General features: G+C 70.4%; 12 protein-coding genes. 1 reads left to right on the plus strand and 11 read right to left on the minus strand.

What is annotated here, in order from left to right:
• Positions 1-17: 17 nt before the first annotated feature.
• The 7 genes from EV684_RS15635 to EV684_RS15665 all read right to left on the minus strand — a co-directional run bounded on the left by EV684_RS15635 (position 18) and on the right by EV684_RS15665 (position 7,361).
• Positions 18-929 (minus strand): ABC transporter permease subunit, encoded by a 912-nt coding sequence (locus EV684_RS15635; RefSeq protein ID WP_132648222.1) that lies wholly within the window; start codon positions 927-929, stop codon positions 18-20.
• Positions 922-1,932, minus strand: a complete 1,011-nt coding sequence (locus tag EV684_RS15640) for an ABC transporter permease subunit (protein WP_132648223.1) — start codon at positions 1,930-1,932, stop codon at positions 922-924. The genes EV684_RS15635 and EV684_RS15640 overlap by 8 nt, the downstream gene beginning before the upstream one ends.
• A gap of 71 nt (positions 1,933-2,003) precedes the next feature.
• Positions 2,004-3,605, minus strand: coding sequence for an ABC transporter substrate-binding protein (locus EV684_RS15645; protein WP_132648224.1), 1,602 nt, complete (start codon positions 3,603-3,605; stop codon positions 2,004-2,006).
• Between the two features lie 105 nt (positions 3,606-3,710).
• Positions 3,711-4,988 carry a cardiolipin synthase ClsB gene (gene clsB / locus EV684_RS15650; protein WP_132648225.1) on the minus strand — a complete coding sequence of 426 codons (1,278 nt, stop codon included), beginning with the start codon at positions 4,986-4,988 and terminating at the stop codon, positions 3,711-3,713.
• On the minus strand, positions 4,988-5,797 hold the full coding sequence (locus tag EV684_RS15655) for an endonuclease/exonuclease/phosphatase family protein (RefSeq protein ID WP_132648226.1): 810 nt from the start codon (positions 5,795-5,797) through the stop codon (positions 4,988-4,990). The genes clsB and EV684_RS15655 overlap by 1 nt, the downstream gene beginning before the upstream one ends.
• Positions 5,794-6,243 carry a dihydroneopterin triphosphate diphosphatase gene (nudB, locus tag EV684_RS15660; RefSeq protein WP_132648227.1) on the minus strand — a complete coding sequence of 150 codons (450 nt, stop codon included), beginning with the start codon at positions 6,241-6,243 and terminating at the stop codon, positions 5,794-5,796. Before nudB ends, EV684_RS15655 begins: the two co-directional genes overlap by 4 nt.
• On the minus strand, positions 6,240-7,361 hold the full coding sequence (locus EV684_RS15665; protein ID WP_207184436.1) for a 3-deoxy-7-phosphoheptulonate synthase: 1,122 nt from the start codon (positions 7,359-7,361) through the stop codon (positions 6,240-6,242). The genes nudB and EV684_RS15665 overlap by 4 nt, the downstream gene beginning before the upstream one ends.
• Before the next feature lie 187 nt (positions 7,362-7,548).
• Between EV684_RS15665 and EV684_RS15670 the strand changes: the two genes are divergently transcribed.
• Entirely contained in the window at positions 7,549-8,844 is a 1,296-nt protein-coding gene (locus tag EV684_RS15670) for an esterase-like activity of phytase family protein (RefSeq protein ID WP_132648228.1), read from the plus strand.
• Between the two features lie 60 nt (positions 8,845-8,904).
• Here the strand turns inward: EV684_RS15670 and aspS are convergent, their stop codons facing one another.
• From aspS to ubiB, 4 genes are all read right to left on the minus strand, one after another.
• The gene (gene aspS / locus EV684_RS15675) at positions 8,905-10,692 is read right to left on the minus strand and encodes an aspartate--tRNA ligase (RefSeq protein ID WP_132648229.1); all 1,788 of its coding nucleotides are present in this window, start codon (positions 10,690-10,692) and stop codon (positions 8,905-8,907) included.
• Positions 10,693-10,801: 109 nt separating this feature from the next.
• Positions 10,802-11,440 (minus strand): DUF502 domain-containing protein, encoded by a 639-nt coding sequence (locus EV684_RS15680; RefSeq protein WP_132648230.1) that lies wholly within the window; start codon positions 11,438-11,440, stop codon positions 10,802-10,804.
• 19 nt (positions 11,441-11,459) lie between these two features.
• A complete protein-coding gene (locus EV684_RS15685; protein WP_132648231.1) occupies positions 11,460-11,780 on the minus strand; it encodes an FmdB family zinc ribbon protein in 321 nt (106 codons plus the stop codon).
• Between the two features lie 68 nt (positions 11,781-11,848).
• A complete protein-coding gene (gene ubiB / locus EV684_RS15690) occupies positions 11,849-13,405 on the minus strand; it encodes a ubiquinone biosynthesis regulatory protein kinase UbiB (RefSeq protein WP_132648232.1) in 1,557 nt (518 codons plus the stop codon).
• Position 13,406: the final 1 nt, after the last annotated feature.

Raw genomic sequence — 13,406 nt, forward strand, 5'->3', positions numbered from 1 at the left:
GAAAAGAGCGCCGCCGTTCACGACCGCCTCATCTTCGGATCGAGCGCGTCGCGCAGCCCGTCGCCCATCAGGTTGATCGAGACCACGGTGACGAGGATCGCCAGACCGGGCAGCGTGACCATCCAGGGGTCGGAGCGGATGAACTCGCGCGCGTCGGCGAGCATCGTGCCCCACTCGGCGGTCGGCGGCTGCGCGCCCAGGCCGAGGAAGCCCAGCGCGGCGGCTTCGAGGATGGCGTCGCTGACGCCGAGTGCCGCCTGCACGATCAGCGGCGACAGGCAGTTGGGCAGCACCGTGCGGAACATCAGCCGCACCGGGCCGACACCGGCCACGCGCGCGGCGACGACGTAGTCCTTGCCGAGCTCGGCCAGCGCCGAGGCGCGCACCAGGCGCACGTAGCGCGGCAGGTAGACGATGGTCACCGCGACGATGGTGTTGACCAGGTTGGGCCCGAGCACCGCGACGACCAGGATCGCCAGCACCAGGCTGGGCACGGCCATGATCAGGTCCATCAGCCGCGTCACCGCGGTGTCCACCGCCAGCCCCAGCGGCCCCTTGAAGGACACGCAGGCCAGGCCCAGCAGCACGCCGAGCACGAAGGACACGCCCATCACCGCGATGCCGATGAACAGCGACACGCGCGCGCCGTGGATCAGGCGGCTGAGCATGTCGCGGCCCAGGCTGTCGGTGCCCAGCACGAACTGCGCGCTGCCGCCGTCGGCCCACATCGGCGGCATCCGCACCGCCTCGCGGAACTGCTCGGTCGGCGAGTACGGCGCGATGAAGTCCGCACCCAGCGCCAGCAGCACGACGAAGGCGACGACGACCAGGCCCGCCACCGCGCCGCGGTTCTCGCGGAACGCGGCCCAGAAGGCGCGCAGCGGCGACAGCTCGCCGACTGGAGCGGCAGCGACGGCAGCCTCAGCCATGCCGGATCCTCGGGTTCAGCAGCCCGTAGGCCAGGTCGACGAGCAGGTTGACGCCGATGACGACCGCCGAGATCAGCATCACGCCGCCCTGCAGCGCCGGGTAGTCGCGGCGCGAGATCGACTCGATCAGCCACTTGCCGACCCCCGGCCAGGAGAAGATCGTCTCGGTCAGCACCGCGCCGGCCATCAGCGTGCCGACCTGCAGGCCGACGATGGTCACCACCGGGATCATCGCGTTGCGCAAGGCGTGCAGGCCGACGACACGCCACGGCGGCAGGCCCTTGGCGCGTGCGGTGCGCACGTAGTCCTCGCCCAGCACCTCCAGCATCGCCGAGCGTGTCATGCGCGCGATGACCGCCAGCGGGATGGTGCCGAGCACGATGGCCGGCAGCACCAGGTGGTGCAGCGCGTCCTTCACCGCGCCCGCCTGGCCCGAGAGCCAGGCGTCGATGACCATGAAGCCGGTCACCGGCTCGAAGTAGAACTGGATCAGGTCGATGCGGCCGGACACCGGGGTCAGCCCCCAGCGCTCGGCGACGAACATGATCAGCAGCAGGCCCCACCAGAAGATCGGCATCGAGTAGCCGGTCACCGACAGGCCCATCAGCACCTGGTCGTAGACGCTGCCGCGGCGCGCCGCGGCGATGGTGCCGGCCGGGATGCCCAGCAGCACCGCCAGCAGCATGCCGGCGGCGGCCAGTTCCAGCGTCGCCGGGAACAGCGCCGCGAACTCGGTCAGCACCTTCTGGTTGGTCGCCAGCGAGGTGCCGAAGTCGCCCTGCAGCAGCTGGCCGCAGTAGTCGAGGAACTGCTTCCAGACCGGCTGGTCCAGGCCCAGCTCGTGGCGGAACATCGCCAGCCGCTCGGGGCTGATGCCGCGCTCGCCGACCCGCACCTCGACCGGATCGCCCGGCACCAGGCGGATCGCGACGAAGGTCACGAACATCAGCGCGACGAAGGTCGGCAGCGTCAGCGCCAGGCGGCGCAGGAGGAAGCGGAACATGGGGGACTGCGGGGGCCTTTCCCCCTCTCCCGCGCCAGCGGGAGAGGGGGCCGGCAAGGCTCAGTGGGACATCACTTCAAACCGACGCCGGTGAACTCGTGCGAGCCGAACGGGCTCTGCTTGAAGCCCGTGACCTCCTTGCGCATCACCTCGTAGACCACCGAGTGCGCGATCTTCATGTCGGGCACCTCGGCGGCCTCGATGGCCTGCATCTCCTGGTAGAGCTTCAGGCGCGCCTTCTGGTCGGCCATCGTGCGCGCCTTCTCCAGGCGGTCGTCGAAGTCCTTGTTGCACCACTTGCTGAGGTTCTGGCCGCCGGCGCGCGCGGCGTCGCAGCCGTGCAGGAAGAAGAAGTTGTCGGGGTCGCCGTTGTCGCCGGTCCAGCCCAGCATGCCGGTCATGTGCTCGCCCTGCTGCATGCGCTTGCGGTACTCGCCCCACTCGAAGGTGACGAGCTTGGCGTTGACGCCGATCTTGGCCAGGTCGGCCTGCATCATCTCGGCGATGCGCTTGGAGTTCGGGTTGTAAGGCCGCTGCACCGGCATGTACCAGAGGTCGATCTCCAGCGGCGTCTTCACGCCCGCCTTGGCCAGCAGTTCGCGGGCCTTGGCCGGGTCGTAGGCGATCGGCTTGATCTTGTCGTCGTAGGCCCAGAGCGTCGGCGGGATCAGGTTCTTGGCCGGCTGGCCGGCGCCGAGGTAGACGTCGCGGATGATCGCCGCCTTGTCGATCGCCATGTTGAAGGCCAGGCGCACGTCCTTCTTGTCGAACGGCGGCTTCTGGTGGTTGAAGGCCCAGTAGGCGATGTTCAGGCCCGGCTTGCTGATGACCTGCAGCTTCGGGTCCTTCTGCATCTCGGGCAGGTCGGCCGGCCGCGGCGCGATGACGAAATGGCATTCGCCGGCCTTGAGCTTGCTGTAGCGCGCCGTCGGGTCGGGCGTGATCGCGAACACCAGGCTGTCGACCCTCGCCTTCTCGGCACCCCAGTAGGCCGGATTCGCCTTGTAGCGGATCACCGCGTCCTTCTGGTATGCGACGAAGCTGAACGGCCCGGTGCCCACCGGCACCTGGTCGAACTGCTCCTTGCGGTTGGACCGGGCGAGGAAGTCGGCGTACTCGGCCGAGTGGACCGCAGCGAAGTCCATCGCCAGGTTGGCCAGCATCGTGACGTTCGGGCGCTTGAGCGTCATGCGCACCGTGTGCGAATCGAGCTTCTCCAGCGCCTGGAGGTCCTGTGCCAGGCCCATGTCGGCGAAGTAGTCGTACTTGCCGCCCGAGACCTTGGCGTAGGGGTGATCGGCCTTCCACTGGCGCTCGAACGAGAACAGCACGTCGTCGGCGTTGAACTCGCGTGTCGGCGTGAAGCCGTTGACGCCGGCGTGGAACTTGACGCCCTTGCGCAGCTTGAAGGTGAAGACCTTGGCGTCGGGCGACACCGTCCAGCTCTCGGCCAGGCCGGGCTCGACCTCGGTGCTGCCGCGCACGAAGTGCGTCAGCCGGTCGTAGACCGGGCGCGCGGCGTCGAAGCTGGTGCCGGTGGTGTTGAGCGCCGGGGTGAAGTTCTCGGGCGAACCTTCGGAGCAGTAGACCAGGGTCTTGGCCTGGGCCGAGGCGCCGAAGGCGAGCAGCGCGGCGGCGGCGACGGCGAGACGGACGGACGGGAATCGGGTCATCGCAGAGTCCTCCTGTGGGGTGCGGGCGATGCTAAACACTTCGCCGCGTGCTTCCATTGAGGCAGGCGCTGGCGCCGGGGCGCCCGTGTCGCTGCGGCGACGCCTTCAGTAGCGCCCGCCGATGCCGGCCAGCCGCAGGTAGACGCCGGCGCACCAGGCGACGAACCCGCGGTGCAGCCAGGCGCGCCAGCCGCGCCCGGCGGGCTGGCTCACGACCTCGTGCGAAGCGTCGATGGCGGTGTCCAGCCGGTCGGCCAGCGCACGCGCGAACAGCGGGTCGCGCACGACGACATTGGCCTCCAGGTTCAGGAGCAGCGACAGCGGGTCGATGTTGGAGCTGCCCACCGTCGCCCAGTCGTCGTCGACGACGGCCACCTTGGCGTGCAGGAAGGCCGGCGTGTACTCGTAGATGCGCACGCCGTGGGCGCGCAGCTCGTCGTAGAGCGCACGTGCGGCCAGCGCGGCGATGCGGTAGTCGATCTTGCCCTGCAGCAGCAGGCGCACACGCACGCCGCGCGCGGCGGCGCGGCGCAGCGCGCGGCGGAAGGTCTGGCCGGGGTAGAAGTAGGGCACCGCGATGTCCACGCGCTCGCGCGCGCCGCGGATCGCCTCGACATAGCTGCGTTCGATGGCGCGGCGCTGGCGCAGGTTGTCGCGCACGACGAAGGCCGCACGCACCGGCTCGCCGCCGTCGTCGCCGCTCACCGGCTGCGGCCGCGCACGCAGCTGGCGCAGCAGCTGCACCGTCTGCTCGACCGGCGCCGCGCTGCGCGCCAGCGCACGCAGCTCCTCGCCCCAGAAGTGGCCGAGGTGGGCACGGGCCCACATCGCACGCGCGGTGTCGCGCACCTGCCGGGCGATCGGGCCGCGCAGCTCGACGGCGTAGTCCAGCCGCGGCGCGTCGCCCCAGCCGTGGTGCAGGTCGTGGCGGTCGTCGATCACGTTGATGCCGCCGACGTAGGCGACCTCGGCGTCGACGACGCACAGCTTCTGGTGCAGGCGACGCAGCTGCCCCGGCTGCAGCCAGGCCCACCAGCGGTCCAGCGGACGGAAGACCTCCAGCCGCACGCCGCCGGGCAGCAGCCACTCGCGCAGCGTCGCCATGGTCTGCAGCGAGCCGAAGCCGTCGACGACGACATGCACCTCGACCCCCCGGCCGGCGGCCGCCGACAGCGCGGCAGCGACCTCGCGCGCGGCCGCGTCGCAATGGAAGATGTAGGTCGCCAGCCAGACTTCCTCGCGCGCGGCGTCGATCGCCGCGACCATGTGCGGAAAGAGTTCGTCCCCGCCCTGCAGCAGGCGCACGTCGTTGCCGCCGACGAAGCGTGGCCGGGGCACCCCCGACCAGGCCCAGGCCGAGGGATCGTCCAGCGGCACCGGCATCAGGCCGGCTCCAGTTCCGCGACCAGCGGCAGGTGGTCGGACATGCGCGCCCAGGCCATGCCGCGCGGCACCATCGTCGAGACGCAGCGCAGGCCGCGCAGGTAGAAGCGGTCGAGCGCGAACACCGGCGCCAGCGACGGGAAGGTCAGGCGCTGCTGGCGCGTGGACCGGGGCGCGACCGCACGCTCCAGGCCGATGGTGGCCATCGGCGAGTCCAGGCGTTCGTTCCAGTCGTTGAAGTCGCCGGCGACGATCAGCATCTCGCCCGGCGGCACGGCCGCGTCGATGAACTCGGCCAGCCGCGCGACCTGGCGCAGCCGGCTGGCGTGCACGAGGCCCAGGTGGGCGACGACGGCATGCACCGTCACGCCCTGCCACTGCACCGGCACGTGCAGCAGGCCACGCTGCTCGAAACGGTGGTCGCTGACGTCGTGGTGGCCGATGTCGCCGATCGGCCAGCGCGACAGCAGCGCGTTGCCGTGTTCGCCGTGGCGCGTGACGGCGTTGGTGCGGTAGGCGACGTCGTAGCCCTCGGGGGCGAGGAAGTCGGCCTGGCCCTGCTCCGGCCAGCCGAACCAGGTGCGCTGGAAGTGACGCGATTCACGCGTGTTGAACAGCCGCACTTCCTGCAGGAAGACCATGTCGGCGTCGAAGGACTCGACCGCCAGCCCCAGGTTGTGGATCTCCAGACGCTTGCCGCGGCCGACGCCGCGCACGCCCTTGTGGATGTTGTAGGTCGCCACGCGCAAGGCCTCCAGCCCGGTGGCCGGAGGCATCAGCGTCGACTGCAGCGGGTTCAGCCGGTTCACGCGAGAGTCACGAAACGGGGCAGTTGGAGTATGGCTTCGGCGTTGCTGGGCGAGAAGCAGCGGTCGGCGGCTTCGCGCCACGGCAGCCAGCACGCGGCGCGGTGCTCGCGCGGGTTCAGGGCCACCGGCGTGCCCGCCGGCACGGTGAGGCCGAAGACGTGCTCGGTGTTGTGCGTCACGCCCGGCGCATAGCGGTGGCGCCACACCGGGTAGATCTCGTAGACGTTGGACAGCTGCCAGTCGACCAGCTCGCCGCCGGTGATGCCGGTCTCCTCGGCGACCTCGCGCCGCGCCGCGGCCGCCAGCGGCTCGCCCTCGAAGTCGATCGAGCCGGTGACGCTCTGCCAGAACCCGGCCGGCTGGGCGCGCTCGATCAGCAGCACCTGGCCGTCGAGCCGGTGGATGACCACCAGCACCGACACCGGGATCTTGGGCGGCCGCGTCATCGTGCGCGACGCGCGCGCACGGCCTCGGCGAGGCCGCGCAGCAGCGGCACGGTGTCGTCCCAGCCCAGGCAGGCGTCGGTGATCGACACGCCGTGGGCCAGCGGGCTGCCCGGCGCCTGGTCCTGGCGGCCTTCGTGCAGATGGCTCTCGACCATCACGCCGACGATGCGGTGGTCGCCGCCGACGATCTGGCGGCCGACGTCGGCGGCGACCTCGATCTGCCGGCGCGGCTGCTTGGCCGAGTTGGCGTGCGAGCAGTCGACCATCACCTGCTCGCGCAGCCCGGCGCGGCGCAGCACGGCGCAGGCGGCCTGCACGGCGTCGGCGTCGAAGTTGGGCACCTTGCCGCCGCGCAGGATGACGTGGCCGTCGGGGTTGCCGCGGGTCTCGAAGATCGCCGCCACGCCCATCTTGGTCATGCCCATGAAGCTGTGCGGCGCGCTGGCGGCCATCAGCGCGTCGGCCGCGACCTGCACGCCGCCGTCGGTGCCGTTCTTGAAGCCCACCGGGCAGGACAGCCCGCTGGCGAGCTGGCGGTGGCTCTGGCTCTCGGTGGTGCGTGCGCCGATGGCGCCCCAGGCGATCAGGTCGGCCAGGTACTGCGGCGACAGCAGGTCCAGGAACTCGGTGGCCGCCGGCAGGCCCAGCGCGCTGACGTCCAGCAGCAGCTCGCGCGCGCGGCGCAGACCTTCGTTGATGCGGAAGCTGCCGTCCAGGCGCGGGTCGTTGACGAAACCCTTCCAGCCCACCGTGGTGCGCGGCTTCTCGAAGTAGACGCGCATCACCATCACGATCTCGCCGGCCAGCTCGTCGGCAAGCGGCACGAGACGGCGCGCGTACTCCATCGCGGCCTCGTAGTCGTGGATCGAACACGGGCCGACGACCGCGACGAGGCGGTCGTCGCGGCCGTGCAGCACGTCGCCGATCGCGCGGCGGGCGGCATCGACGACGGTCTGCACGGCGTCGGTGGCCGGCAGCTCGTCGAGCAGCACGGCCGGCGAGACCAGCGCGCGCACGGCAGCGATGCGGGTGTCGTCGGTGCGCGTGCTGTCCTGCGTCGCGGCGTCGCGCGGGCCGGCCTCGTGGTCGTGCACGGCGGGGTCTGGGGGGGTGGTCATCTGCGGGCGTCCTCGGGCCGCGCCGGACGGCGGCGCGCCGCCGGGGGCGAAGCAGTATAGCCAGCGCTCCCGCGGGTGCCGGCGGCTCGGCCGGAGGGCTTCACGGCGGCGACACCGGCGCGTCACGGCAGGCCACCAGCATCGCGCCGCGAGCCGCCCTCCGGCGGACGCCCCACCAGGAGGACCGATGAACCAGACCCTGCTGGCCGCCGCGATCACCACGCTGGCCGCCGCCTTCGCCCCCGCCACCCAGGCGCAGACGCTGACCGGCTGGGCCCTGCTGCCCGCCGCCACCTTCGCCGACGGCCCGGTCTCGGGCCAGTTCGCCTCGCCCAACCCCTACGGCACCAACCTGCCGCCCTTCGCCGGCCAGCCGGTGCAGGGCTTCTCGGCGGTGCTGCCGGGGCCGGCGGCCGGCAGCTTGCGCGTCATGACCGACAACGGCTTCGGCGCGCAGACCAACTCGGCCGACACGCTGCTGCGCGTCTACACGGTGCGCCCCGAATGGCGCACCGCGCGCGGCGGTCGCGGCATCGTGCACCCGGCCGACTGGTGGAGCGGCCGTCCGGTCAAGGCCTTCGACGCCACGACCCGCATCACGCTGCGCGACCCCGACAACAAGGTCGGCTGGACGATCCAGGCCGACCTGGAGCACTACTACGGCGTCGACACCAACCCGGCGGTCGACCCCGCCATCCGCGCCGGCCGGCTGCTGACCGGCGCCGACTTCGACATCGAGTCCGTGCGCCGCACGGCCGACGGGCACTACTGGTTCGGCGACGAGTTCGGGCCGTTTTTGCTCGAGACCGACGCCCGCGGCCGCTTGCTGGGCGCGCCGATCCCGCTGCCGGGCGTCTATTCGCCGCAGAACCCCGAGGTGCTGGCCGGCCAGGCGACGGCCAACCTCGGCGGCTCCGGCGGCTTCGAGGGCATGGCGCTGTCGCACGACGGCAAGAAGCTCTACGCGCTGCTGGAGAAGACGGTCACGGGCGACGCCGACAAGACGCTGCGCATCAACGAGTTCGACCTCGCCAGCCGCCGCTGGACCGGCGTGCGTTACGTCTATCCGCTGGACGCGCAAGGCACCGCGATCGGCGACATGACCGCGGTCGACGATCACCGCTTCATCGTCATCGAACGCAACGGCTCGACCGCCACCAGCGGCACGCCGTTCAAGAAGCTCTACCTGATCGACATCGAGGGCGTCGAGGCCGGCGGCACGGTGAAGAAGACCGAGCTCGTCGACCTGATGGCCATCGCCGACCCCGACGACCTGAACCGCGACGGCAGCACGACCTTCTCGCTGCCGTACACGACGATCGAGGACGTGCTGCCGCTGGACGCGCGCACGCTGCTGGTCATCAACGACAACAACTTCCCCTACGGCGGCGGCCGTACGCTGGCCTCGGACGACACCGAGTTCATCCGCATCCGGCTGCCCGAGGGGCTGAAGGTCTGCGTGCGCTGCGACGGCACGCGCTGAAGGGCGCCAGCATGAAAAAAGGCGGCCCGAGGGCCGCCTTTTCGCTGGAGACGCGAGGCCTCAGGCCTGCGCCGGGTTGCGCAGACGGATGTGCAGCTCGCGCAGCTGGGCTTCGTCGACGTTGCTCGGCGCGCCGGTCAGCAGGCACTGGGCGCGCTGGGTCTTCGGGAAAGCGATGACATCGCGGATCGACTCGGCCTTGGTCATCAGCGTGACCAGGCGGTCCAGGCCGAAGGCCAGGCCGCCGTGCGGCGGCGCGCCGTACTGCAGCGCGTCGAGCAGGAAGCCGAACTTCACCTTGGCGTCCTCGGCGCTGATGTTCAGCGCCTTGAAGACCTTGCTCTGCACCTCGGCGCGGTGGATACGCACCGAGCCGCCGCCGAGTTCCCAGCCGTTGAGCACCATGTCGTAGGCCTTGGCGATGCAGGCACCGGGGTCGGTGTCCATCAGGTCCTCGTGGCCGTCCTTGGGCGCGGTGAACGGGTGGTGCACGGCGTTCCAGCGGCCGGCGTCCTCGTCGTGCTCGAACATCGGGAAGTCGACGACCCACAGCGGCGCCCACTTGTCCTCGAACAGGCCGTGGTTGCGGCCGAACTCGCTGTGGCCGATCTTCACGCGCAGCGCGCCCAGGGCGTCGTTGACGACCTTGGCCTTGTCGGCGCCGAAGAAGATCAGGTCGCCGTTGCAGGCGCCGGTGCGCGCCAGGATCTCGGCGATCGCGGCGTCGTGCAGGTTCTTGACGACCGGGCTCTGCAGGCCGTCGCGGCCCTTGCCGGCGTCGTTGACCTTGATCCACGCGAGACCCTTGGCACCGTAGATCTTGACGAACTCGGTGTAGGCGTCGATCTCGCTGCGGCTCATCTCGCCGCCACCGGGAATGCGCAGCGCCGCGACGCGGCCGCCCTTCATCGTCGCCGGGCCGGCGAAGACCTTGAAGTCGACGGTCTTCATCACGTCGGTGAGCTCGGTGAACTCGAGCTTGACGCGCAGGTCGGGCTTGTCCGAGCCGTAGCGGTGCATCGCCTCGGCGTAGGTCAGCTCGCCGTAGACCGGCAGCTCGATGCCCAGCGCCTTGCGGAACACGGTGCGCACCATGCCTTCGGTGATCGCGCGGATCTCGGCCTCATCCAGGAACGAGGTCTCGATGTCGATCTGCGTGAACTCGGGCTGGCGGTCGGCGCGCAGGTCCTCGTCGCGGAAGCACTTGGTGATCTGGTAGTAGCGGTCGAAGCCCGCGACCATCAGCAACTGCTTGAAGAGCTGGGGCGACTGCGGCAGCGCGAAGAACATGCCGTCGTGCACGCGGCTGGGCACAAGGTAGTCGCGCGCGCCTTCGGGCGTGCTCTTGGTCAGCATCGGCGTCTCGATGTCGACGAAGCCCTGCTCGTCGAGGTACTTGCGCACCTCCATCGCGACGCGGTAGCGCAGCATCAGGTTCTTCTGCATCGTCGGGCGGCGCAGGTCCAGCACGCGGTGCGTCAGGCGCACGGTCTCCGACAGGTTGTCGTCGTCGAGCTGGAACGGCGGCGTGACGCTGGGGTTCAGCACTTCCAGCTCGTAGGCCAGGACCTCGATCTTGCCGCTGGTGAGGTTGGTGTTCTCGGTGCCGGCCGGACGCGCGCGCACCTTGCCGACGATCTTCAGGCAGAACTCGTTGCGCACGCCCTCGGCGGCCGCGAACATCTCGGGGCGGTCGGGATCGCAGACGATCTGCACCAGGCCTTCGCGGTCGCGCAGGTCGATGAAGATCACGCCGCCGTGGTCGCGGCGGCGGTGGGCCCAGCCCATCAGCGTGACGGTCTGGTCCATCAGCGTTTCGCTGACCAGGCCGCAATAGGTCGTTCTCATCGGGACACTCCAGGTATTCGGGGAATTCTTCGGGGAATCAGGTGGCGTCGGGGGCGGGGCCGCAACGGGAGCCCTCAGGACCGGCCGCGTGCCGCGGTGGCCGGCCCCGTCAATTTCGCAGCGCGGGCGGCTCGGTGCCGGGCGGGGCGACGACGCCCATCGAGATCACGTACTTCAGCGCCTCGTCGACGCTCATCTTCAGCTCGTGCACGTCGGCACGCGGCATCATCAGGAAGAAGCCCGAGGTCGGGTTGGGGGTCGTCGGCACGTAGACGCTGACGAAGTCGCCCGGCAGGTGGCCGGCGACCTCGCCGCCGGGCTTGCCGGTGACGAAGGCGATGGTCCACGAGCCCTGGCGCGGGTACTGCACCAGCACCGCCTCGCGAAAGGCGTTGCCGCTGGACGAGAACAGCGTGTCCGAGACCTGCTTGACCGAGCTGTAGATCGACTTGACGATCGGGATGCGCGCCATCAGCGCGTCCCACTGGCGCAGCCACCACTGGCCGACGAAGTTGGCCGCGAACACGCCCGACAGCAGCAGCACCAGCAGCACCACCGCCACGCCCAGCCCGGGCACGCCGCGCAGGAACTCGACGGTCTGGTGCGTGGACTGCGGCAGCACGACCTGCGTCGCCGAAAGCAGGCTGACGAAGACGCCGTCGAGCGCGCCCAGCAGCCACGAGAGGACCCAGATCGTGACCGTCAGCGGCAGCCAGACCAGCAGGCCGGCGACGAGATACTTTTTCACGGGTGGCTTTCGCGCGCCTTCAGCTGCCCGCCGTCGGCGTGGGGGTGGGCGCGGGCGCCGGCGCGGCGGCCGCTGCCTCGGCCGGCTTGTCGGCCGGCTTGGCCGCGGCTTCGGCCGGCGCGCTCTCGGTCTTGGTGGCGGCGGTCTTGCCGGCATCGCCACCGCGGAAGTCGGTGACGTACCAGCCCGAGCCCTTCAACTGGAAACCCGCGGCCGTGACCTGTTTCTGGAAGGCCTCGGCGCCGCACGCCGGGCAGACCGTCAGCAGAGGATCGGAGATCTTCTGCAGCACGTCCCGGGCGTGCCCGCAGGCAGCGCAGCGGTACGCATAGATCGGCATGGCTAAACCCTTGATTTGAAAAGCAAAGCGTTGATTCTAACGTCTCGGCACCGGGGCCTGGCCCGGCTTCAGCCGCCGGCCGCGTGCAGCATGACGCGCGTGACGACGAGCCCGACGACGAAGCCCACCAGCGCCCAGAGCACCGCCTGCAGCAGGCGGTTGGTGCGCCGCTGCTCGGACAGCAGCGCCAGCAGCACCGGAGAAGGCCCCGGATCGGGCGGCCGTTTGAGCGCCGCATGCACCAGGCGCGGCAGCTCCGGCACGAGCTGCGCGTAGTGCGGTGCCTCCTGCTGCAGCCGGTCGAGCAGGCCGCGCCAGCCGATCTGCTCGTTCATCCAGCGTTCGAGGAAGGGCTTGGCGGTGGTCCACAGGTCCAGATCCGGATCGAGCTGGCGCCCCAGACCCTCGATGTTGAGCAGCGTCTTCTGCAGCAGCACGAGCTGCGGCTGGATCTCGACGTTGAAACGGCGCGAGGCCTGGAACAGCCGCATCAGCACCTGGCCGAGCGACAGGTCCTTCAGCGGCCGGTCGAAATGCGGCTCGCAGACCGCGCGGATCGCGCCTTCGAGCGCGTCGACCCGCGTGTTGGCCGGCACCCAGCCGCTCTCGACATGCAACTCGGCCACGCGTTTGTAATCGCGGCGGAAGAAAGCCAAGAAGTTGTAAGCCAGGTACTCCTTGTCGGTCTCCGTCAGCGTGCCGATGATCCCGAAGTCCAGCGCGATGTAGCGGCCGAAGGTCTCGTTCGCCAGGCTCACCTGGATGTTGCCCGGGTGCATGTCGGCGTGGAAGAAGCCGTCGCGGAAGACCTGGGTGAAGAAGATCGTGACACCGTCGCGCGCCAGCTTCTTGAAGTCGACACCGGCCTCGCGCAGGCGTTCGACCTGGCTGATCGGCACGCCGTACATGCGCTCCATGACGATGACCGAGGACGTGCAGTAGTCCCAGATCATCTCGGGCACCAGCAGCAGCTCCAGCCCGTCCATGTTGCGCCGCAGCTGGGCGGCGTTGCTGGCCTCGCGCACCAGGTCCAGCTCGTCGTGCAGGTAGACGTCGAACTCGGCGACGACCTCGCGCGGGCGCAGCCGCTTGCCGTCGGCCGACGCTCGCTCGACCCAGCGCGCCAGCGTGTGCAGCAGCGTCAGGTCGTCGTCGATGACGTCGAGCATGCCCGGGCGCAGCACCTTGACGGCGACCTCGCGGCCGTCCTTGAGCGTCGCGAAGTGCACCTGCGCGATCGACGCGCTGGCCACCGGGTCGGTCTCGAAGTGGCTGAAGATGTCGTCGATGCCACGGCCGAAAGCCCGTTCGACCAGCGAGCGCGCGACCGCCGGCGGGAACGGCGGCACGCGATCCTGCAGCCGGGCCAGTTCGTCGGCGATGTCCAGCGGCAGCAGGTCGCGGCGCGTGGACAGCACCTGGCCGAACTTCACGAAGATCGGCCCCAGGCGCTCGAAGGCGCGGCGCAGGCGCACGCCGCGGGGCTCGTCCAGGCGGCGGCCGACGGTGACCAGGCGCACCAGCATGCGCACCCAGGGCTGGCGGAAGGCCGACAGCGCCACCTCGTCCAGGCCGAAACGCAGGACGGTGAAGACGATGAAGATCAGGCGGGCGACACGCCGCATC

Origin of the sequence: Rubrivivax gelatinosus (genome assembly GCF_004340905.1) — a bacterium.
Taxonomy (GTDB): domain Bacteria; phylum Pseudomonadota; class Gammaproteobacteria; order Burkholderiales; family Burkholderiaceae_C; genus Rubrivivax; species Rubrivivax gelatinosus.

Coding starts and splice junctions, on each gene's coding strand:
- aspS (WP_132648229.1), bottom strand. CDS start 10,692: ATGAGAACGACCTATTGCGGCCTGGTCAGCGAAACGCTGATGGACCAG.
- EV684_RS15685 (WP_132648231.1), bottom strand. CDS start 11,780: ATGCCGATCTATGCGTACCGCTGCGCTGCCTGCGGGCACGCCCGGGAC.
- EV684_RS15645 (WP_132648224.1), bottom strand. CDS start 3,605: ATGACCCGATTCCCGTCCGTCCGTCTCGCCGTCGCCGCCGCCGCGCTG.
- EV684_RS15665 (WP_207184436.1), bottom strand. CDS start 7,361: ATGACCACCCCCCCAGACCCCGCCGTGCACGACCACGAGGCCGGCCCG.
- ubiB (WP_132648232.1), bottom strand. CDS start 13,405: ATGCGGCGTGTCGCCCGCCTGATCTTCATCGTCTTCACCGTCCTGCGT.
- nudB (WP_132648227.1), bottom strand. CDS start 6,243: ATGACGCGGCCGCCCAAGATCCCGGTGTCGGTGCTGGTGGTCATCCAC.
- EV684_RS15670 (WP_132648228.1), top strand. CDS start 7,549: ATGAACCAGACCCTGCTGGCCGCCGCGATCACCACGCTGGCCGCCGCC.
- clsB (WP_132648225.1), bottom strand. CDS start 4,988: ATGCCGGTGCCGCTGGACGATCCCTCGGCCTGGGCCTGGTCGGGGGTG.
- EV684_RS15640 (WP_132648223.1), bottom strand. CDS start 1,932: ATGTTCCGCTTCCTCCTGCGCCGCCTGGCGCTGACGCTGCCGACCTTC.
- EV684_RS15635 (WP_132648222.1), bottom strand. CDS start 929: ATGGCTGAGGCTGCCGTCGCTGCCGCTCCAGTCGGCGAGCTGTCGCCG.